Source organism: Candidatus Hydrogenedentota bacterium, assembly GCA_035416745.1.
Lineage (GTDB): Bacteria > Hydrogenedentota > Hydrogenedentia > Hydrogenedentales > SLHB01 > UBA2224.
Genome location: DAOLNV010000088.1, coordinates 1 through 22,068 on the forward strand (window position 1 = coordinate 1; position 22,068 = coordinate 22,068).

Sequence of the window (22,068 nt, forward strand, 5' to 3'; positions counted from 1 at the left end):
ATAAGGGACGGCGTTCCCCGCATCATAAACGGAGACGTCGAATAGATTCCGCTTCACCGCAGGCGCCATTTCCTCCGCGTCCTTTGTGCCTCTGTGTGAGTTTCCCCAATCTTCGTGTTACCCGATTTGGGTCAGAAGCAAGCCGGAAACGCGGCCTGAGGACCCCAAGGACTGAAGCGGCCTCGCGCGGCCGTTGCCGCAACCACACCCGCGGCGCGAATCCGACGGGCGCGCCCGCCCGCCCGCGCAGGTTTCGCCCACCGTGTTCAACGGCCCCCAAAAGGCTGTGTAACGGACCCCGTGCCGGTTACTTCTTGAGCGCCAGGGCGACGAGCTCGGCCATGTGAAGGGGCCGGGCGTCGGTGAGGTGCGCAATCTGCTGGCGGCAACTGGTGCCGGACGCCACGACGTAGGCGCCCTTGGGCCGTTCGTTGATCATCCGCACCAGCGGCGCGGCCACCTCGAGCGAAAGTTTGTACTTCTCGCTCAACGCGCCGAACTGGCCGGCCATGCCGCAGCACCCCGAATCAAGGAGGTTCACGTGCGCGCCGGGGATCTTGCTGGCGAGTTTCTGTTGAACGGCCGGATCGGTGAGGGCCTTTGCGTGACAGTGGGCGTGGATGACCACCGCACCGAGTTCGCCGCGCCAGGAAAGGGCTTCCGGGGCCTCTTCGAGCACAGTGAAGAGGAACTCCTCGAAGAGGTAGCAGCGCGGGGCCACCTCGCTGGCGTGAGGAACGCCCAGCTCACGGTAATCCTGTTTGAACATGGCGAACGACGATGGTTCGAGGAACACGACGGGGTCATCGGGATACCGCTCGCGCAGGAGCGCGGCGTTGTGCGTGCCCAGGCGCTTGGCCATGTCGAGACGCCCCACGCTGAAGGCGGGGCGGCCGCAATCTTTCCGCCCTTTGGGCAGCACGACCTCGAAACCGGCGGCTTCGAGCACCGTTACCGCTGCAATACCGATATGAGGCTCGTTGTAACGGACGAACGTGTCGTCCCACAAGACGACGCGGCCCCGCGTGGCCGGAGGCGTTGCGGCACGCTCGTGGTTCGCGAACCACCTGTCGAAGCGCTGGAGCGCGAATTTCGGCAGGGGCCGTTCCGCGGCGAATCCCAGGGTCTTGTCCATAAGTCTGCGGAGCCATTTCCACTCGAGCATGGCGTTGGCGATACGGGGAACAAGACAGCCCAGGATGTTCATGGTCTCGACGGAGCTCACCATGCGGCCCCGAAGCCCAACGCCGGTCCGCTGGTGCCGCGCATGGAGCAGTTCGGCCTTCAAAAGGGCCATGTCGACGTTCGACGGACATTCCTTCTTGCACGCCTTGCAGGAGAGGCAGTTGCCGAGGGCTTCCTCCAATTCCGCGCACACCAGCGGGTCCGCGTCGCCGAAACGGTGTTCGAGCACCGCGCGTATGGTGTTGGCGCGGCCCCGAGTCGACATGATTTCTTCGCCGGCGGCGATGTAGGTCGGGCACATGGTCGGGGCGTCTTTGCGGCACCCGCCGCACCCGTTGCACTGTTCGAGATTTCCGGCGAACGACCCGTCTTTGTCGGCGAACGCAAGTACGGCGGGAAAGGGCAGCGTGAGCTCGTACCCATCGCCCATGCGCAGATTCGTGTCGATGCGGAACCCGTGCTCACCGGCGATGATCTTGCCCGGATTGAGGATGCGCTGTGGGTCGAAGAGCTCCTTGATCTCGCCCATGACCGCGAGCAGTTCGGGTCCTACCTGCTCCCTCATGAATTCGGTGCGCGCGATGCCGACGCCGTGTTCGCCGGCGAACGACGCGTTGAACCGCCGCGCGAGGCGGGAGGCCCCTTCCGCGAGTTTGCGGTATTTCGCGATGTCGCCCGCCTTGCGCAAATCGAGCACCGGCCGCACGTGAAGAAGTCCCGACGCGGCGTGGCCGTAGAACGAACCGAACAGGCCCAGCTCCTCCATGAGCGTTCGCAGTTCGTCCACGTAAGCGGGCAAGCGTTTGGGTTCGACCGCGACGTCTTCGATGCCCGGAACGGGTTTGGCGGGCCCTTTGCGTCCGGTGAGCAGGGACAGGCCGGCCTTGCGCATGTTCCAGACCATCTCCATTTGGGCGGGGTCGGTGACGATCAAGCTGCGTTTGCCGACGTTTCGGCGGGATGCTTCGGCGATGCGGTCCGGGGCATCGCGCTGGAACTCGACGATCAAAAACGCCTCGCAGGGCTCTTCGTCGAGGCGCATGAGGCCGCGGGCCGACTTGAACGCGAGCTGGCCTCTGGTTTGGTCGAAGAGAACACGGTCAGCGTGCTCGATGGCGGACGGGTCGAGGTCGGCGAATTCCACCGTGGCCTGCATGGCTTCCGCGACGGAATCGAAGAAGAAGATAACAAGGCCGGTGATGTCCGGCGGCAGGGGCACAATCCGCAGCTCGGCGGAGAAGATGCCCGCGAGCGTGCCTTCACTGCCCGAGACGATCTTGCACAGATCGCCGGGAGCGCGCAGGTACCGGTCAAGGCCGTAGCCCGGCCAGCGTTTGACTAGAATGTCGGGAAACCAGTGTTCGATCTCGGCCGCGTGGTATTCGACGAGCTCCCGGACCCGCGCGTTTTCGGCGGCCAATGCGGGATGCTCCGCGCCGATGGTCGCGACGCGGCCGTCGGCAAGCACCACCTCGAGGGAAACGACGTGTTCGGCGGTTGTGCCGTGAACCGGCGCCCGGGCGCCCGAGGAATTGTTGGCGATCATGCCGCCGAGGGTGGCCCGGGGGCTTGTGGCAACGTCCGGCCCGAAGCAGTAACCCGCGGGCTTGAGAAGCGCGTTGAGTTGATCGAGAACCACCCCGGCCTGCACGCGGACCGTGCACTTCTCGAGGTCGAGGTCCCAGATCCGGCGGTTGTGGCGGGCGAAATCCACGATGAGCCCATCGCCCACCGCGCCGCCGGCAAGCCCCGTGCCCGCGCCGCGCGGCGTGACCGGCACGCCGGCTTCGGCGGCCGCTTGGATTGCGGAAACGGCTTCCTGGGCTGATTTCGGGAACGCGACGGCGTCGGGGCGCATCTGATAAATAGACGCATCGGTCGCGTACAGTATGCGCGTCAAGTCGTCGGTGCGAATCTCACACCCGGCGGAATTCAGGGTTCCGGATTGTGCCTTCGTGATCATATGATTGCTCTACATCGTTTATGCAACTGGGGTTTGGGCACAGTTGCGCCGCCATGTCCGCCCCCTCGCCCGGATGGAATCGCTTCGGAAGCGCGCTTCCGCGAAAACAACAAAAGGCGGGTTCCCGTTGTTTCATGCGTTCATGGAACCGCGCGTGGTATTATCGCGAACCGCGAACACAAACGAAGGGACAACTTGCCCTATGATCGACATTTCGAATCCAGAAATCCAGTTTGCCATGGAGGCCGTCCGGTCCGGCGCGTTGTTGGCGCGCGAAGTCGAGCGCGAAATGGTTGAGCCGGCCTTGACCAAGGACGACCGGTCGCCCGTCACGGTGGCCGATTTCGCGGTGCAGGGGCTCATCGGGCGCCTGCTCGAGACGGCCTTCCGGGAGGCAGTCCTGGTAGCCGAGGAGGATTCCACCCAGTTGCGCGTGCCCGAAGCGGACATGACGTGCCGCCGCGTAGCCGAGTACGTAGGGCGACATTTCCCCAATGCCACGCCGCAGACTGTGTGCGCGTGGATAGATCACGGCAACGCGGCGCCGTGCGAGCGGTTCTGGACCCTCGACCCCATAGATGGCACGAAGGGATTTCTCCGCGGAGATCAGTATGCGGTCGGAATGGCGTTGCTCGAAGGGGGCGAGGTGGCGATCGGCGCGATCGGGTGCCCCAACCTGAGCGAGGCGCATCGTCCGGATGTCGGGGGCAGCGGAACGCTCATGATCGCCGCGCGCGGCCAGGGGGCGTGGTGGCAGCCCCTCGATAACGGGGGAGAGTTGCAGCCCTTACGCGTTTCCGAAACCGCGGACACGGCGCGGATGCGCATCCTGCGCTCGTTTGAAACAGGCCACACCAACGTGGGCCGCATCGAGCGCATGGCTGCGGCGGTTGGCGTCACGGCAGCGCCCGTACGCATGGACAGCCAGGCGAAGTATGCGGTGTTGGCGTCGGGCCATGCCGAATTGCTGCTGCGCCTGCTCACCCAGAAACAGCCCGACTACCGGGAACGCATCTGGGACCAGGCGGCCGGCGCATTGATCACCGAAGAGGCCGGGGGACGGATCACGGACCTCGACGGGAAGAAGCTCGATTTCTCGGCGGGGCGCACCCTCGCCAACAACCGCGGCGTGTGCGCGTCGAACGGCCACGTGCATGAGGTTGTGCTGGAGACGTTGCGGGAGGTTTGCGCAGGGTAGCCATGCGCGGGAGTGCCGGCCGAAGCGAACGAGACCCGTGGGACGTATGACAAGCATCGGGCGTATGGGAAATATGCGCCTCCTATGTCCCGTTCTTCGTTTGATTTCTGGCGTTCGGACGGGATGACCGCTTCGGAGATTGCCATGAAATACGCGAATGACAAACGGAACGCCCCGCGGCTCTGCTCGGGGAGGCGAATTTTCCTGCGAGACGCGGCCGCATGCGTGCTGGCGTTACTCGGCGCCAGCCGCGGCCCTCGTGCAGTCAGCGCCACCGATACCGGCGCGCTCCGAGACGTCCGGGCCAGGACTCTTCGCTACATCGAGAACATGCGGTTCGAGGGCCAGCCCTACGGGCGGTACCGCTACGCGGCTGAGATGCCCGAGCCCACGCTCTATAGTTCCACTTACGCCGCAATGACACGGGGCCTCTACCGCGACCTTGGTTCGTTGACGGACGCCGAACGCCGGGAGTGGGTGGAATACCTCCAATCGCATCAGGAAGAGGACGGGCTGTTTGCCGACCCGCGAATTGCCGGCGAAGGCTGGTACAAAGGCGATCCAGAGTGGTGTGGACGCCGCCACCTGAGTTGTCACGTCGTTGCCGCGTTGACGTGTCTGGGAACCGTGGCGCAGAAGCCGTTCCGCTGGCTGGAACCGTTTTTCGACGAGCACCATATGACGGCGTGGCTTGAGGCCCGCGAATGGCAGCAAAATGCTGATACGGTGGGCAACGAGGTGCTCAACGTGGGCACCCTGCTTCAATACGCCCGCGATTTCCAGCAAGAGCCGCGCGCCGCTGATGCCGTCCGCACGATGCTCGAATGGCTCTCCCACCATCAGGTGAAGGCAGAGACGGGCCTCTGGGGCAGCTTCGACACCAGCGACAACAAGGGGCTTTCACGCGGCGTCCAGGGGGCCTACCACTTCTGGCTGCTGTTCTTCTACGACCGCAAAGCGCTTCCGTATCCCGAGCGGGCCGTCGACCACGTGCTTCGAACAGAGAACCCCGCCGGCGGTTTCGGCTGGGGTGTTCATGGTCCGCGCAGCAGCGCCTGCGAGGACATCGACTCGATCGACCCGCTGGCCCGCATGACCTTTCTCGCTGACTACCGCAAACAGGAAATCCAACAGGCGCTGCAGCGGGCCTTACCCCACGTGTTGTCGAACCACAACGAAGACGGCGGTTTCTCGTTCATCCGCGGCGCCACGTTTACCTACGGTCATCCTTTGCTCTCATCCAGCAGCAACGGCAGCGGCATGTTTCCTACGTGGTTTCGAACACTGTCGCTGGCGTACTTGGGCAAAGCCCTGCCCGATTCGATGGCCGGAGGTTTCAACTGGGACTTCCAAAACTGCCCCGGCATTCAATTCTGGCTGGTCAACAATGGAGAATCCGATACGTAGACCCCTTATACCATAGGCATACCCGGTGATGACGGCCGATGCAGCCGATGGCTCTTGGATGACGGGTTGCGCGCTTGACCCTGGTCAAGGGCTGGCAGCGATGGGCGGTATTGCGCAAGGGCAATCTCCTATTCGACAGGAGGAACAGGCATATGGTGGTTGGAGTGATTTGAATGACCGCGAGCACCAGGATCTGTCCTTAGACCTCGCGCCTCTGTCGAACAGGGCTTGTTACAGCGAGCAACACTGCGATGGGAATACGGCAAAACAGTTCATTCGCAGGAGGGAGGATAGGGCCCTATGAAACGCATCATCTCGGTTACCGTCAAGCCGCTGATTCGGCGAGCGGGCCGCCGGCTCGCACTCTCGTTGGGTCAACTGGTTTGGCTCACCCTGGCCGCGAACATATTGCCCGGTAGCGCGTACGGTCAGCAGCCGGAACATGCGGTGAACGGGCCTGTCGCGGGCCCGGCGCATCAAAGCGGGCTCGAGTGCATCGGCAAGCTCCAACCCCGCCGCTCTGAACAGATCGACGGCTCCCGGTGGGGCGTCTCGTGCCACTGGATTGCCGACAAACACGAACTGCCGGTCGAAAAGCAGCTCGACCAACTGGCCTGGCTCGGCGCCAAATGGGTCTTGCTCTGTCCCGACTGGGACCGTATCGAGACCGAGAAGGGCAAGTACGACTGGAACAGCTCGGCCCACTGTTTCGATGACGCCGTCGCCGGCATGGCCGCGCGCAGGATCGCGCCCGTGATCCAGGTCTACGGCGGGAACCGGCTCTACATGCTGTTCGAGCCGGACCCGAACGGGCGGCCGCTGGCCGATGCCGCCAAACTGCTCGACGACCCCGGGGTCCGCGACGCCTGGCGCAGGTTTCTCGAAGCATTGGTCGACCGCTACCACGACCGCGTGAAGGTCTGGGAGATCTGGAATGAGCCGAACTACAGCGGTTTCTGGATGAGGGAAACCACGGTGCAGGAGTACGGGCGGCTCGTTGCGGAAGCCGCCGCCGTGATCCGGCGCGTTGACCCGGAGGCCGTCATTCTCGCCGGCTCGACCGCCATGGTTCCGTTGGATTTTGCGCAGGGGTTTCTGGCCAGCGACGGGGCGGACAGCTTCGACCATTGGTCCGTGCATCCTTATGGCGAATTGCCGGAGCAGCAGAACAAGTCGATCGCGAGCGTTCAAAAGCTTCTCAGCGAGCATGGGAAATCCCCCGTGTTCTGGCAGAGCGAATGCGGATTTCCCTCCAGCGCCTACACGGGAGGCTGGGGGTATGGCGGGCCTTGGGACGAAACGAAACACGCGAAATGGGTGCTCAGGCGGCTGCTCTCCGACGCCATGCTCGGCGCGCAAGCCTCGATCTACTTCGTGCTGAACGACTATCCCTGCTTGCTCGAGGGCGGGCCCGATAAGGGCAAAATGGGCGTGAACCGCAAGGGACTGTACGCCGCCGAATCGTGGACCCCCAAACCAGCCGCCCATGCTTATCGAAACCTCGCCGGTCTGATTGATGACCGATTCGAAGCCAGCCCGGCCCCGGTTACTGTCCAGGTTGTGGACGGCGGCTCGTTCGGCCAGACGGCTGCGGATAGCGTCAGCATATTCACCCTCCGCGAAAAGGCGACCGGCTCGCCGATGGTGGTTTACTGGCTGGCCGTGCCGATGCAGACCGAACTCTCGTTGGGCAAGATCACGCTCGGTATCGAGGCCCAGCGGCTCGAGGACGCCATCCTTGTAGACCTCTTGGACGGCAGGGTCTACCAGGTTCCTCCCCCTCGCGACGCGGGCGGCACGGCGACGTTCGAAAATCTGCCCTTGAGCGATTCCCCGCTGGTTCTCTGCGCCCGCGCCGTGGTTGAGCCGCTTGTCGTGGCTGGGCAACGCCGGTTATTGCGGCACGGCTGGCAGATGCAATCGTCGGTGCTTGTTCCCGAGGACGGCTCGCAGATTTCGACCGCCAGCTACACGCCCCGACAGTGGCACAACACCTCGGCGCCGTCCACTGTTCTTAGCGTGCTCGTGAAGAACGGCATATATCCGGACCCCCGAACCGGGCTGAACAGCTGCCAGATACCCGATTCATCGGATGAGTTCAACGGTGCGCACGACCTGGCCAGATTCACCCACTTGCCCGACGGGCGGAACCCGTGGCGCGACCCCTACTGGTTCCGCAAAGAGTTTACGCTGCCGCGTCTGCCCGCCGATCGCCGCATCTGGCTGCACCTCGATTGCATCAACTACCGGGCTGAGGCGTGGCTGAACGGGAATCGGGTGGCCGATGGTGACACGATGGTCGGCTGCTTCGAACGATTCGTTTTCGATGTCACGACGTACGCCGGGGAAGGGGCCAACGTGCTGGCCGTCAAGATCCTTCCCGTGGACCATCCCGGCACGCCGGAAGCGCAACTCGAGCCGTTCGGCCCATGCCGAAACTACCAAAAGGAGATCATGCAGGACGCCACCGTCGTCATGTCGATAGGTTACGACTGCATGCCGACGGTGCCCGACCGCAACATGGGCATACTTCAAGACGTTTGGGTGGATTGGACGGGGCCAGTGTCCATCTGTCATCCGTTCGTGGTTACCGAACTGCCATTGCCGGAAACGAGCCGCGCCACGCTCCGAGTCTCCACCGAACTGGTCAATGCAACGGATACTCCCGTGCAGGGCGTGTTGCGCGGCCGGATCGCGGGGACGGACGTCGCGTCCGAGCAGACCGTCGACCTGAAGCCAGGGGAAACGAAGAGCGTCGCCATAGCGCCCACCCCCGTGATGCACAACCCGCGCCTCTGGTGGCCCAACGGCTACGGCGACCAGCCGCTGTATGACCTGGAACTCACCTTCGAGACCGGTGGGACCGTTTCGGACGAGCGGACGGTCCGGTTCGGCGTGCGGCAGATCGCGAGTGAAATGCACGAGCGCGACGGGTACTTCGGGCGGCGTTTCCTCATCAATGGGCGTAGAATTCTTTGTCGCGGCGGCTACCTGCAGCCGGAAATCCTGTTCGACTGGGACGCCGCCCGCTTCGAGACCGAGATCCGCTATTTCACCGAAGCCAACCTGAACCTGGTCTATTTCGAAGACATCCCGAACCCGCCCGATGAGTTCATGGACCTCTGCGACCGGTACGGGTTGTTGTTGGGCAACTGTTACTACGGTTGCTACTGGCTGGTGCCCTGGATGCCGCAGCCGCCGGACGCGGAGTTGATTGCGCGCGGCACGGTGGACATCATCAAACGGTACCGAAACCATCCCAGCCTGCTGCTGCACATGGCCATGAACGAAGGCGAGACGCGGGAAGACGTCTACGCTCGGTGGCGAAGAGATGTTGTTGACCACGACGGCACCCGGCCGTTTATCCCCTCCGGCTCGTTTCCCGACTACCGCGTGAATCCGGAGCTGAACGCCAAACACGTATCCGGGACGGCCCTGGCAAACATACGAAAGACAAGCACGCCCGGGTGGATCAAACCGGATACGCCGGTGGGCATGAACGACTACGCGCCGAAATCGTACGGTTGGGTCGAGCCGGCCGAGTACTTCAACTGGGTCCGCGAAGCGGGTAACTGGATGTTCATGATGGAAAGCGGCTCGCCGTCGGTGCCGCCGATGTCGTCACTCGCCCGGTTCCTTCCCGATTTGATGGCGCCGTCCGACCGGTTCGCGCCGGACGCCGTTTGGGCGCATCATGACGCCTGCGGTTACTTCAAGCCCTACGACGAAGCATTGCGCCGCCTGCACGGCGACGCGGAAAGCGCGGCCGACTACGCCTGGAAAGCCCACCTGCTCACCGCGGATCAGCACCGGGCGATGTTTGAGGCGGTCCAGCATCGCCTGTGGGACATCACGAGCGGGTTCACCCAATGGAAGATCAATGCTTGCTGGCCCAGCGTGGAATGGCAGCTCGTCGATTGGTACCTGAAGCCGATGGTCAGTTACTTCTACACGAAGCGTGCTTGCGAACCCCTGCACGTGCAGTTGAACCAGCCAGACCGAACGGTAAGCGTCATCAACAAGGAAGCGGCGCCGCGCGAGGGGCTCAAGATGCGTGCGAGGGTACTTGACGCTAACGCCCAAGTGCTCTGGGAAAAGGCAACCGAGTTAGACGCGCCGGCCGACGGCTATCGGGAGTTGTTTGTGGTTCCCGAGCCGCCCGGGGCGTCGCCGGTGTACTTCGTCAAACTCGAATTGAACGACGTACAGGGCCAGCCGGTTTCCGACAACTTTTACTGGCTGTTGGCGCAAGGCGCCGAAGACTACAAGTCACTGCAATCGTTACCCATGACCGGGCTTGACGCGGCATGTGAGGTCGAGACCGGGGCGGTCGAAACGATTGCCCGCGTCAAGATTGGCAACCCGTCGTCGCAGCTCGCGTTCTTCGTCCAACTCTCACTGGTGGACGGCCCTCGCGGCCAGGAAATCCTGCCGGTGCTCTGGGACGACAACTACTTCAGCCTGTTGCCCGGGGAATCGCGCGAGATCGCGGGCCGATTCGTCTCCAGGGACGCCGCGGGCCGGGACCCGCGATTGGAAGTGGGCGGATGGAACGTCCAGACGAAATACGACTGCGCCGATTTGAAAGCTTCCAAGACGGAGTTCAAGGCGCAGGAGCCGGTGACGGTAACAGCCCGTATCAGTCACACGTTCCTTGATGGCAGCCGGGTGGCGTTGCTGGCCGACGGACGGCCCGTCGGCGCCAAATGGGCGTGGGCTAGAGGCGACAGCACAGACGAAATCGTGTTTGAAACCGCTTTCTCCGAGCCCGGCGCCCACACGCTGTCCGTCGGAGCACAGAGCGTTCGCGTGAAGGTGAATCCCTAGGGCTTGAACGGCCCGTCCCGCGGGCGGCTCGTAGGCGTTCGCGTACCCCGGGCTAAGGTTGAGGACGGGTTCCACTCGTAAGCCAATCGAGCGAGAACCGCACGAAACGGACCCACTCGCGCCGGTGTTTCTCGCCCCCCTCGAACAAGAGTCCAATATCGCCATCCGGAAGCCGCACCATCGTGGAATAGGACGACGGCCCGCCGTGGATCAGTCGTTTCACGGGCCAGGTCTTTCCCTCGTCGTAGCTCAGCCGGACCGTCATCCTCGTCCGCTCGACGGCGCCGTATGTTTCACCCCTGTTGTCCGGATTCGCAAACAACAGCAGGTCTTTGCCGCTGTTCCCGGGCGCGCTGCAGCGGATGATGCTTGCCTGGCACGGACATTCGTTCAAGGCCTGGTCCCAGTAGAACCTCGACCACGTCTGGCCTTCGTTGTTGCTCAGGGCGACACCCCGGCAACCCTTCCCCATATTCCCGCGCACGTTGAGCATCAATGTCCCGTCCGTCAGTTCGACCACCTGGCTCTCGTCCGAGTATTCGGGCACTCTCGCGCCGAACGTCCAGTGCTTTCCATGGTCGTCGCTGTAGACCACGCAGGAAAAGTATTCCTCCTCGACTTCTTCCCGGGTTTCACCCACGTAGCCGGGGATGACAAGGCGGCCGGTCTTCGTCTGAATGCCTGCGCCCGGGCCCGGCACAAAACGGTCGTCATAGGTGGTGGCGAGTTGCCCCGCATCGAAGGGTCCGGACCAGGTCTGTCCGTTGTCCGTACTGGTGAGCAGCAGATGCCGGTGATGGTCCGGCCTGACCTTGTGCGCGCTGATGCACCAGAGAATGATGGTGTTGGCAGGACGGTCGACGACGGCGCAGGGATTCATCAGCGCCTCGTTCCCCTCGCCGTGCACCAGAACCTGCATGGGCAGCCACGTCCGGCCCCCATCAACGCTCCGCCGCAGCACCATATCCGTCGGGCTGGCGTCGGCGATGGATTCCTTGCGGGCTTCGCAGAAAGCCAGCACCGAACCGTCGGGCGCAAGGAGCATCGCCGGAATCCGGTACGTGTTTACCCCATCCATCCCGCTGGCAAACACGTCGGTGAATTCAGGCGCGCCCCGCCGCGCTTCTATGGGAGGGCCGGCCACGACCCGGAAACCCGTATCTACCAGCGAGGCGGACGGAATGTCGTGGTTGCGGCGGGCGGACCGGCAGTGGCCGCCGATCGTGAGCCAACTCCCGCCCCGAATTACGCGGTGGTCGGCCAGCGCGGGCCCTGCCGGGTCAATCGCCGGCTCGTCCCCGTAGTACGAATGCCAGTCGTGGCACCATTCCGAGGCGTTTCCGCTCATGTCGTAGAGGCCCCACGGATTCGGAGGTTTCAAGCCTACGGGCCGGGCATGCTGGTCCTCCGTAATCATTGCGGTCCCCCGCCACCAGGCCTGGCGATCGATGTCGTCATAGGCCGGATCATCGCCCCAGTAAAACCGTGTCGCCGTGCCCGCCCGGCATGCCCACTCCCACTCCGCTTCCGTCGGCAACCGGAATGTTCGCCCCGACAGGCTGCTCACCTTCGCGGCAAACGACTGCGCGTCGTCCCACGTGACGCAAACCGCAGGAGTCTTCGGCTCGCCGGTCACGTATTCTCTGCCCGACCACGGCGCGGTGCCCATGACGGCTTGCCACTGTTCCTTCGTGACCTCGTACTTTCCCATCCAAAGACCGTGAGACAACGTGACCCGGTGTTGCGGAGTCTCCTTGTTGGGGTACGCGTCCTGTTCGTTCGCGTACTGGCCCATCATGAAGGTTCCTGGCGGGATCCACACCATTTCCAGAGGTACGTTGCCGGGAAGCATCACCGTTTCCGGTGAGGCGGTTCCTGCCATGTGGGCGCACCCGCCCGCCAGAAAGACGCAAACAACAAACGCCGGGATAGGGGACAGCCACGCGCTCTTCTTCATAGCATGTTCTCCGCGGAATGACGTTCAGCCTCTCGGGCAAGCGTACATTATCCCGCGGCGTGGAGGAAAGCCGCCCGGCCTCGCCTGCACGGCCCCTTCCGTTCAACCCCATCCTGATGCGCGCCAAACAAGCTGGGCATACGGATGGTTGCCGGCGAAACAACGACCAGACCCCTTGTGATAATCTTACGGATGCGCCGCCCGCTGGACACGAGTCGAATACGGCAGTGTAGGCTCATGTGCCGCACAATCGCAGCGTGCCGGGAAAAAGCAAGAACAGTTCGAGCGCCGTGAATCTAACCGTACGATTAGGAGGCGGCTATGACCAATATCCTCATCATGGCAATGCTGGCGGCGGGCGCAACCACCGTGGCGGAGGCAACGCCTGAACACAGCGTCGACCCATTCCAGCGGGCGGGATTGCATCCCATTGTGAGGGAGCGGCCCGGCCCCGACTTCTTCGAAGGGGCGTTACTGGGCAATGGCGGCCTGGGGGCCGTCGCGACAACCCGGCCCGACGCCGTCGTCATACATTTCGGCCACAACAACGTGTGGGACATCCGCATCGCCGAAGACAACAAGGACAAGATCAGCACCTTCGCGGAGGTCTTCGAAAAGGTCAAGGCGATCCCGGCCGACGCGCCCAGTCTGGAGTCGGACCCCTGGTACCGGGAATACATGCGGATGACCCATGCGAATTACGAAAAACCCTATCCCAGGCCGTTTCCGTGTGGCTCGTTGTTGTTGGGTTTCGACCGGCGCGAGGTCGAACTGCTGGGCTACCGCCTGGATATCGCGACGGGATTGTGCGCCGTCAATCTCCTGCTCGAACGGAAGCCCGCCCAGCTTCAGATATTCGCGGACATGGACAGCGACCGCCTCTGGCTCCGCCTCGTTGATGCCGAAAACAAGCCCTTGCCCAATTGTTTCGAGCGGGTGAAGCTCATCCCGGACCCGGACGCGCCGAAGGACATACCCGGCCCCCAGGCAAGCGAAAATGAGAACGGCGGCCTGCTGTCGTTTCGACAGGTGTTGCCCTTCAATGAGCCCGTCAACGGCAAGCCCGGCGAGACGAGTCCCAAGGACCGGGCATTTCGGTTGTCCGTGCGGGTAAATGGAAAGCTCGAGGCGACGGAACGCATCGATTGGGAGGGGCGCCCGCGCCGGATGAGCCAATTGGAGCGCTCCCTCGTTTCGCGTGAACCGTTTTGGGCTTCCGTGCAGCTCGATGAAGGTTTGGCTTCGGACATTGATGCCGCGCCGGGCGACGTTCCGCGGCCTGCGGACGAGCTGTTCGCCTCAGCGGCGAACCGCGCTCAAGAAGTGTGGCGGGACTACTGGAACCGGTCCGGCGTGGCGCTCGACGATGCGTTCCTGGAGCGCGTGTGGTACTGGAACCACTATTTCTTCAACTGCGCAGCGAAACCGGGCGTCAACTGTCCGGGGCTGTTCGCGAATTGGAGCTATCGCGGTATCGGTACGGCGTGGCACGGCGATTACCACATGAACTACAACGCGCAACAGGCGTTTTGGCTGCCGTTCTCGAGCAACCGGCTCGAGAAGAACCTGCCCTACGTGGAACTCGTCGAGCGGCTGTTGCCGCTGAGCCGAAAGTGGGCGCACGAGTACTACGGCATGCGCGGCGCCTACTTCCCGCATTCTGCGTACCCCGTCGAGATGACGATGTCGCCGTATCCCGTGCCGACATGGGGCTGGGAGATTTGCGAGACTCCCTGGAGCGTACAAGGGCTCTGGTGGCATTACCTGTACACCAAGGACGAGGACTTCCTGAGGCAGCGCGCCTTCGTGCCGATTCGCGATGCGGTGTTGTTCCTCGTGGACTATATGAAGCGTCCTGAGGCGCACGGGCCCCAGTGGGGAGATGACAAGTATCACGTGTTTCCCACGGTGCCGCCGGAACTGTACGGGTTGAAGCCCGGCTTCAAATACAACAACGACTGCCTCGTGGATTTGACGTTAATCAAGTTCATCATGAACGCCTACCTGGAAGCGGTATCCGTACTGGGCGAAGAGAAGAATGAGGCCGAGACGGTCCGCGATGTGAGCGATATCCTCGCTCATTTCCCCGAATATCCCACGGCGGAATCGAAACGGGGCAAGGTGTTCGTCTCCGTGCCCGGCGAACATTCTGAAGTGGTGTTCAACGTACCGAACAATCTGATGACGGTGTTTCCTGGTGAAGATCACGGGCTGCATTCGCCGGAGGATACGTTTGCGGTCCTCGTGAACTCGTTTCGCAACCATCAGAACGAGGGCGGCAACGACCTGGTGTTTCTGAATCTCCAGGCGGCGCGGCTAGGCCTCTTGGACCTCGACCGGTTCAAACGGCAGATCAATTACTGCCTGCTCGAGAACGGAACCTGCGCCGATATGGTTCTGCAGGTCCACGGACGCTACGACGACACGACGCCGTTCGATTTCATGCGGCCAATGGGTATCTGGTTTGAGAACTTCGGCCTGCCCGTGGTGCTCAACGAATGCCTCATGCAAAGTTACAATGGCACGATCCGCCTCTTCCCGAACTGGCCGCTTGACCGGCCTGCCGCGTTCGCGACGCTGCGCGCCGCCGGCGCGTTCCTGGTCAGTGCGTCTTGCGCGAACGGCGAAATCGAGCAGGTGAGAGTTCTCAGCGAGGCAGGAGGCCCGCTTCGCATCTTGAATCCGTGGAAGGCCGGGGCGCGGCTCATCACCGGCACGGGCCAAACCGTCGTAACAGACGGACTAATCGAAGTGCCGACCACGGCGGGAGATACCCTTTCCCTGTCGCCCGCCCATGGCAGAGAATAGCGGGGTCACGAACGGGCCGCTTACAGGCTTACGGATTCCCCCTCTTCCGCGCCATCGGCGCGAAACATGTGCCTACAGACTTCCGGTTTCCCCCTCTTCAGCGCCAAAGGCGCGAAACATACCAGCCTGGCCTGAAGGGCCAGGTAACCGGCATCAAACAAGCAGGTAGGGCTGAAGGCCCGAAACATCCTCGCGGGTTTACGGCTTCCCCCTCTTGAGCGCCTCACACGGCGGAAGCTCCCGGCGAAGAACGGCGCATGGCGTCCTGGACCACCGATTCCACCTGCCCGGCCCCTTTGAAGAAAAACCGCAGGGTAAGGTCCGGCGACCAGATCCAGCGCTGCCGCCTCGCCGGATTATTGCTCCGGATCTCGAGGCACCGTCCGAACAGTCCGGAGGCGCAACATACCCCCGTGATGGTTTCCAGGTCGCCTTGGGGGTTTTGTCCGGGATACCACATGCCGATTTCCTGGGTCAGGCAGTGGAAAAGGTCCGTCAGAGCAAGGCAACGGCGGTTTGTGACTACCAGGGACACTCGCCACAGCGGCGGCAGATTGAAACCGATTCGGTAACTCGGCCACGTAGTGCTCGAAACGGCCAGGAACCGCCGTTGTTCCCACAGCACGCGTTCGTCCGCCAGAAGAGGCGACGGTTTCCCGAGCTTCAAGAGAACGATGCCCATCGGCGCTCCTGTGCACGAACTGTCTCGCCACGTGCTTACGGGCAATGATCATATGTTGATGAGCGTTTTCGCGCAAGCAGTGCCTCCTTTTCGGATATAATCGGGCGCGCAAGAATGCATGAATCCACCATTGAGGGGAGGATTGCCATGTCCATGTGCCTGTTCTCTCTGTTTGTGGCCCTCGCCGCCTCGTCTGAACACGTCATCACGGTGCCGGAACGCCTCTTGACGCCCGAGGACGGCCTGCTGCTGGGAAACGGCGACCTGAGCGTGAGCGTGTATCAGGCCGCTGACCGGATCCTCTGGCGGTTCGGCAAGAACGACGTCTGGGACCGGCGGCTGGATTTCAGCGATGACCCCACGCCCGCCGACATCAATGAGATTGCCCACGGCATCGAAGTCGAGGGGTGGAAATGCCCCCCTTATGGCGGGCCCGTCGAGGCGACAAAGGGAACAGACAACCCGCAACGCATGAAGGAGCTCTGTGTGGGAGCCCCCGACAGCTACAACAAACGCCCCTATCCCTGTCCTAAGCCCGTGGGCGAACTGGCGATGCAACTGCCGCAGGACCAAATGGGGCTGCAGCTCGAACAGCGCCTTCTCATCGAACAGGGCATGCTCGAGATCCGGTGCACATGGCGCAGCGGCGTGACGCTGACTATCGGGTGTTTCGTGCATCCCGCGCAGAACGCTCTCGTCGTTAACTGGGAAGTCTCAAACTGGACGCCCCAGAGCCGTACCGGAAACAGCGGGCCGCCAGTCTGGTTTTCGCTCTATCGATGGGCGGACCCGGACATCCGGTCCTTTGGGGCCCGGTTCGAAGCCGAGTACCGCCACGGCGCGTTCAAATCGATGGCCTGGGACAAGGTTACGCCGCTGCCGCCTCCCTCGGTCACGCAAACGGGCGGCGCGCCGGCCATCGAACAGACCTTCCCCCCCGACCCGACATTTCCACAAGGTTTCAAGTACCTGCTCGCGCCGGTTTCGCCTGCGAGCGACGTGCACCAGGTTGACATGACGCCTACCGGCGAGGCTCGGCTGCGTCTGATGCCGCGCAACGACGCGGCCGCCGGACAACTGGCCGTCCTCGTTACGACCAATAGCGATCCGGACGGGCCGGATGCCGCGATGGCGCGCGCGACGGCCCAACTCAGCGCGAAGTTCGAGGAAACATTGCAGTTGTGGCGCGCGGAGAACCGCGATGCTGCCGCGGAATTCTGGGCCAAGTCGTCCGTGCGCGTGGCGGACCCTCTTATCGAGAATCTCTGGTATGAAACGCTCCATGCCCGGCGCTGCACCAACCGGCCCGATACGCCGCCCCCGGGACTGTTCCTGCCCAGCACGGTCCAGGACTATTCCCACTGGCACGGCGATTATCACACGAACTACAACCTGCAGGAACCGTTCTGGGGCGACTATACGGCCAACCATTTCGATTTGGGCGATGCCTACTTCAAGGCCATCGATTATCTGATTCCCATCGGCCGCACCATCGCGTGCGATTACTACCACACGCGCGGCGTATTCTTTCAACTCAGCGGGTATCCCATTCTCCATGCCTCCGACCCGCTGGGCTGCGTTCCCATGGGACGCATGGCCTACATGACGGGATGGGTGGCCAATCAATACTGGTGGCGCTACAAATACAGCATGGACAAGGAATGGCTGCGCAATACCGGGTATCCAGTCATTCGGGATGCGGCGCTATTCTACACCGATTTCCTCAAGAAGGGCGAGGACGGCTTGTATCACGCATTCCCGAGCAACCAGGGCGAGGATGGCTTCTCAGGCAACGCCAAGGATTATACAGACAGGCCGCAGGTCATGCGCCATCTGAGGTACACGCTCCGCGCTGCCGTCAGTGCGAGCGAAGTCCTCGACACCGATGCGGACCTGCGCGCGGAATGGCGCGAGCGGCTCGAGCACTGCGCGGGCGACGATGGCATGCCGCTGCCCGTGCTGTCCGGCATGGAAAAAGTCTGCTACGAAGCCAATCCGCCTGAATTTGGTGTGGGACGGCCTTACCGGCCGCAACCGGAGACGATAGAGGGCGCCCCGTGGCCGGCGGAGGAAGATGGTTTCTTCAGTTGGTATTTCGGACAGTTTCCCTGGTCCGTCATGCAACGCTTGCGCGCGGGCGATTTCGTTGCGGACCGCGATTTTCCCATGTTCCGCAAGATGGTCGAACGCTGGCGGCATCCCAACGGCCTGTGTTGGGGGATGGCGATCGCCAATTACGGCCACGCCGGCGCATGGACGGAGTCGCTCGGAGCTCTCGCGCCGCTCCAGGAGACGATGCTGCAAAGCTGGGACGGCGCCATTCGGCTCTTCCCCGCGTGGCCGCGAAATCTTGACGCCAGTTTCACCACATTGCGCGCGGAAGGCGCGTTCCTCGTGTCGGCAACGTGGCAAGAGGGCCTGTTGCAGGAGGCTCGCATCGTCAGCGAGCAAGGCGGCCCGTGCCGTGTCTGGAAGCCCTGGGAAACCGTGACCGTGCTGGATGCGGCCGGAAACCCCGTTGCAGTCCAAGAGCAGGACGGAATCGCCGCATTCGAGACAGCACCTGGAGGCGCCTATACGATGTCGCACCCCTGACGCACCCGGCTGAATGCAACCTGATTGGAGTAAGGCGCTCTTTCGGGGCAAGAATAGGCGAAAATCCGGTCCCGCAATGCGTACCGTATGGTGGAGGTTGACTGCCATGCTCACTCAACTTAGGTGCCGGCAATTGGCTGAGCCGAAACGAGTCCACGTGCAATTGTCCCGTGCCAAACCACTATTGGGGCGAGCATTCGTCGCGCTTGCCGTGTTACTCGGCGTATGGCCCGCGACGGCACAGACTGCGGAGGGGGACAAACACCCAAGGCCTCCGGCCGTGGCCAGTGTGGAGAAGGTGCGGATTCTCGGCGAGCGCCTGTTTGAACGGGCCATCGACATCAAACAAGGCGGCCAGTTCATCGAACCGTTGTGCAACCTGATCCCGTCAATGCTGGCGCAACAGGTTGCCAATGACAGCTTCGAGGAAGAGCCCCCCTATAGGGTTGCCTACAAACAGGAACTGGATAAACCGTACCGGCCTTGGTATCCCGATGGCGCGGTGCACGCCGCCCAGTTCGCTCTCGATGCCGAGAACGCATTCAACGGCAGGCAGTGTCAGAGAATTGGTGTTCCTCAGGAGCGGTGCCGGGCCGGTGTTTCGCAGGACGGATTCTTTATCGCGGAAGGCGTCAATTACGCGCTGCGCCTGCATATGCGCGGCGAGGGAAACGTGCGGGTATGGGCGTCGCTGCACGGAAACGGCGGATATGCGGCCGGACCGGCGGACCTGGGCCGTGCCAGCGCGTCATGGGCGCCCGCTGAGCTGGTGCTCAAGGCCGCGCGAACCGTGGAAAACGCCACGCTCACGATCGAATGCGAGGGGCCGGGCACCCTCTGGCTGGACCGCGCATACCTGATCGAGGAAGGCGCCGTGCTGGGCCTGTGGCGCCAGGACGTCGTTGATGCGCTGAAAGCCCTGAATCCAGGCGTGATTCGCTGGGGCGGCAGCACGACGGAAGGCTACGAATGGACCGATTGCATCGGGCCGTGGGACAGGCGGGCGCCTTTCACGACATGCTGGGGCGGGCTCGAGCCAAACTTCGTCGGCATGGAAGAGTTCGTGCAACTCTGCCAGTACATCGGCGCGGAGCCCTTGCTGTGCTTGCGGTGGTCGGGAAAGAAGCCCGAGGACGCCGCCGCGCAGGTCGAGTATTTCAACGGCTCCGCCGAGACGCGTTGGGGCCGTATACGCGCGCAGAACGGGCATCCCGGCCCCTACAACGTCAAGTATTGGCAAATCGGCAACGAAGTCGGCGGGGCGGACTACGACGCCGCGGTTCTTGCGTTTGCACAAGCGATGAAGTCCGTCTGCCCGAACGTCAACGTCTTGTCCGCATTCTTTACGGAGAACACGTTGGCCAAAGGGGCCGGGTACATTGATTATCTCTGCCCGCACCACTACGGTTGCGGCGACCTTGCTGGCAAGGCCAATGATTTTCAGCACATGCGGGACCTGATCGCGCGAGATGCCGGCGGCCGTGACGTGCGCATCGCCGTGACCGAATGGAACACGACCGCCGGCGACTGGGGTCTCGGCCGCGCCACCCTGCAAACGCTGTCCAACGCCCTGATGTGCTCGCGCTACCACAACCTTATGCACCGGAACGCCGACCTCTGCGAGATCGCGGTACGGTCCAATCTGGTTGACAGTTTCGGGTCGGGGATCATCCAAACGGGGCCGGGATGGTATTACGTCGCGCCGACCTATTACGCGCAGCAGCTCTATCAGCGCGCGGCAGGCTCGCAGCCGCTGCGGCTCGAGCGCGAGTCAACGCTGCCGTGGACCGAGCAGCAGCCGGATCTCAGCGCAACGTTGAGTCCTGACGACAAGACCTTGCGCATATTTGCCGTCAACACGTCAACCGATCCGCACCCTGTGCTTTTCGAACTTCCCGGCGCGGGGGAATCAGCCACCGCCACTGTCTTGAAGGACCAGCAAAACGCGCTCTGTGCGGAGGTAATTAACACACGCGACGCTCCAGCACGTATCAAGCCGGCTGCGTATCCTCTCGAAACACGCGGAACAACCTTCGAATTCGCCTTCGAACCGTTGAGTCTTACCTTGCTGGAGGTGACGATGAGCCCGTGAAGCCCTGCTCGTCCGTCGAAAGGAAAAGAGCTCAGGACCGCCCGGGGTTAGGGAAACTCAAGACCAAGAAGAGCGGTTTTCCGCGAAAGAGATGATGTGCAATCCATGCGCGCCTGTGCTATTTTGGGGTTCTGGAACCGGAGCGCAAGAAGTTCCAGGGGCGCGAAGTCAGGCACGGCATTTCGGCAAAAACACCTTATCAAGAAAAGCGCAAGATCGTCCCATCGCCAGTTGAGGCGGGTTGCGGGGAGCCGCTCGAAGTCATATTCGTGCTGGTGGGCGTTTCGCGCTCCATGGCGGTTCGCCCCTGCATATGGCGCGGCATCAGCTGGAACGTTGCGGGCAAAGGGTGACGGCGCATACGTCTGACACGTCCCCAAGAAAAGGAGACACGGAAAATGCAGACAGAGAAGCTATATGCGGAGCCGCAGCGGGGGCACCTTTCGTTGGGAAGAGCGTTGCGGGCGATTCTGTTCCTTATCCCGGTCCTGGTGGTTGGCCTGGCGCTTTTCTCGACGTTCGGGCGGGGTCCTGACAGGCAGAGAATTGTTGGGCTGGCGATACTGATCGTCTTCGCCGTGCTTTGGGCAATCGTCATCTCTGGAATCCGTATTGCGGCGCAATGGGAGCGGGGCGTTGTGCTGCGACTGGGCAAATTCCGCTCGGTCAGAGGTCCGGGGATCATGTACATCATCCCGTTCATTGACAATGTGCGCTTTGTCGATTTGCGGTTGCTGACCCTCAACATCCCAAGCCAGCAGGTAATCACCAAGGATAATGTGCCGGCGGCAATTGACGGGGTTCTGTATTTCCTCGTGGCCGATCCGGAGAAGGCCGTGATCCGAATTCAGGATTTCGCTTTCGCGATCGCCCAATACGCGCAGGCGACCCTGCGAGATGTCGTCGGCGGCCTCTCGCTCGACGAGCTGCTTTCCGAACGGGACCAGATCCAGAGGCGAATTGCGGAAGTGGTCGAGCAACACATCCGGGATTGGGGATTGCACCTTGATTCCATTCGTCTGCAAGACATCGAGATGCCGGAAGACTTGAAGCGAATCATGTCACGGCAGGCATCCGCGGAACGGGAAAAGCGGGCTACGATCACGAAGGCGGAAGGCGATAAGATTGCCGCCACCAACCTGGCCGCTGCAGCAGCGGTCATGGAACAGACGCATGGCGCGATGAAGCTGCGCACGCTTCAGACTATTGACGGCCTCGGAGCAGGTCCTGCCAATACCGTTATCATGTTTCCAGTGGAACTGACGGACGTCGTCGAGCGCATCGTCACGTCGGTATCCAACAAGACAGACTCCCCACGGTGACCCCTTCCGAGCAACCCGGCGGGCGAACCGGC

10 protein-coding genes are annotated in these 22,068 nt (G+C 62.6%); 7 read left to right on the plus strand and 3 right to left on the minus strand.

Translation table 11 applies throughout. The annotated features are described in order from the left end of the window. Positions 1 to 307: 307 nt before the first annotated feature. Positions 308 to 3,148: an FAD-linked oxidase C-terminal domain-containing protein gene (locus PLJ71_19190; GenBank protein ID HQM50817.1), complete on the minus strand. Its 2,841-nt coding sequence runs from the start codon at positions 3,146 to 3,148 to the stop codon at positions 308 to 310. A 202-nt stretch (positions 3,149 to 3,350) separates the two neighbouring features. On the opposite strand from PLJ71_19190, the gene PLJ71_19195 reads away from it, so the two are divergent. The 3 genes from PLJ71_19195 to PLJ71_19205 all read left to right on the plus strand — a co-directional run bounded on the left by PLJ71_19195 (position 3,351) and on the right by PLJ71_19205 (position 10,580). Beyond that, positions 3,351 to 4,346: a 3'(2'),5'-bisphosphate nucleotidase gene (locus tag PLJ71_19195; protein ID HQM50818.1), complete on the plus strand. Its 996-nt coding sequence runs from the start codon at positions 3,351 to 3,353 to the stop codon at positions 4,344 to 4,346. Positions 4,347 to 4,490: 144 nt separating this feature from the next. Then, positions 4,491 to 5,753 (plus strand): hypothetical protein, encoded by a 1,263-nt coding sequence (locus PLJ71_19200; protein HQM50819.1) that lies wholly within the window; start codon positions 4,491 to 4,493, stop codon positions 5,751 to 5,753. A gap of 300 nt (positions 5,754 to 6,053) precedes the next feature. After that, positions 6,054 to 10,580 (plus strand): hypothetical protein, encoded by a 4,527-nt coding sequence (locus PLJ71_19205; GenBank protein HQM50820.1) that lies wholly within the window; start codon positions 6,054 to 6,056, stop codon positions 10,578 to 10,580. A gap of 52 nt (positions 10,581 to 10,632) precedes the next feature. Here the strand turns inward: PLJ71_19205 and PLJ71_19210 are convergent, their stop codons facing one another. Continuing rightward, positions 10,633 to 12,537 carry an SUMF1/EgtB/PvdO family nonheme iron enzyme gene (locus PLJ71_19210; protein ID HQM50821.1) on the minus strand — a complete coding sequence of 635 codons (1,905 nt, stop codon included), beginning with the start codon at positions 12,535 to 12,537 and terminating at the stop codon, positions 10,633 to 10,635. A gap of 321 nt (positions 12,538 to 12,858) precedes the next feature. Here PLJ71_19210 and PLJ71_19215 point away from each other — a divergent pair, with 321 nt between their 5' ends. Further along, positions 12,859 to 15,345 carry a hypothetical protein gene (locus PLJ71_19215; protein ID HQM50822.1) on the plus strand — a complete coding sequence of 829 codons (2,487 nt, stop codon included), beginning with the start codon at positions 12,859 to 12,861 and terminating at the stop codon, positions 15,343 to 15,345. Positions 15,346 to 15,568: 223 nt separating this feature from the next. Here PLJ71_19215 and PLJ71_19220 read toward each other — a convergent pair whose 3' ends face one another. Beyond that, positions 15,569 to 16,027, minus strand: coding sequence for a hypothetical protein (locus PLJ71_19220; GenBank protein ID HQM50823.1), 459 nt, complete (start codon positions 16,025 to 16,027; stop codon positions 15,569 to 15,571). A 147-nt stretch (positions 16,028 to 16,174) separates the two neighbouring features. Here PLJ71_19220 and PLJ71_19225 point away from each other — a divergent pair, with 147 nt between their 5' ends. The 3 genes from PLJ71_19225 to PLJ71_19235 all read left to right on the plus strand — a co-directional run bounded on the left by PLJ71_19225 (position 16,175) and on the right by PLJ71_19235 (position 22,036). Further along, entirely contained in the window at positions 16,175 to 18,622 is a 2,448-nt protein-coding gene (locus tag PLJ71_19225) for a hypothetical protein (protein ID HQM50824.1), read from the plus strand. Between the two features lie 280 nt (positions 18,623 to 18,902). Then, positions 18,903 to 20,714, plus strand: coding sequence for an alpha-L-arabinofuranosidase C-terminal domain-containing protein (locus tag PLJ71_19230; protein ID HQM50825.1), 1,812 nt, complete (start codon positions 18,903 to 18,905; stop codon positions 20,712 to 20,714). Positions 20,715 to 21,112: 398 nt separating this feature from the next. Beyond that, positions 21,113 to 22,036 carry an SPFH domain-containing protein gene (locus PLJ71_19235; protein ID HQM50826.1) on the plus strand — a complete coding sequence of 308 codons (924 nt, stop codon included), beginning with the start codon at positions 21,113 to 21,115 and terminating at the stop codon, positions 22,034 to 22,036. Positions 22,037 to 22,068: the final 32 nt, after the last annotated feature.

What these genes read in the sequence shown, in the direction of transcription:
- PLJ71_19190 (HQM50817.1), bottom strand. Translation starts at nt 3,148, where the DNA reads ATGATCACGAAGGCACAATCCGGAACCCTGAATTCCGCCGGGTGTGAG.
- PLJ71_19195 (HQM50818.1), top strand. Translation starts at nt 3,351, where the DNA reads ATGATCGACATTTCGAATCCAGAAATCCAGTTTGCCATGGAGGCCGTC.
- PLJ71_19200 (HQM50819.1), top strand. Translation starts at nt 4,491, where the DNA reads ATGAAATACGCGAATGACAAACGGAACGCCCCGCGGCTCTGCTCGGGG.
- PLJ71_19205 (HQM50820.1), top strand. Translation starts at nt 6,054, where the DNA reads ATGAAACGCATCATCTCGGTTACCGTCAAGCCGCTGATTCGGCGAGCG.
- PLJ71_19210 (HQM50821.1), bottom strand. Translation starts at nt 12,537, where the DNA reads ATGAAGAAGAGCGCGTGGCTGTCCCCTATCCCGGCGTTTGTTGTTTGC.
- PLJ71_19215 (HQM50822.1), top strand. Translation starts at nt 12,859, where the DNA reads ATGACCAATATCCTCATCATGGCAATGCTGGCGGCGGGCGCAACCACC.
- PLJ71_19220 (HQM50823.1), bottom strand. Translation starts at nt 16,027, where the DNA reads ATGGGCATCGTTCTCTTGAAGCTCGGGAAACCGTCGCCTCTTCTGGCG.
- PLJ71_19225 (HQM50824.1), top strand. Translation starts at nt 16,175, where the DNA reads ATGTCCATGTGCCTGTTCTCTCTGTTTGTGGCCCTCGCCGCCTCGTCT.
- PLJ71_19235 (HQM50826.1), top strand. Translation starts at nt 21,113, where the DNA reads ATGCAGACAGAGAAGCTATATGCGGAGCCGCAGCGGGGGCACCTTTCG.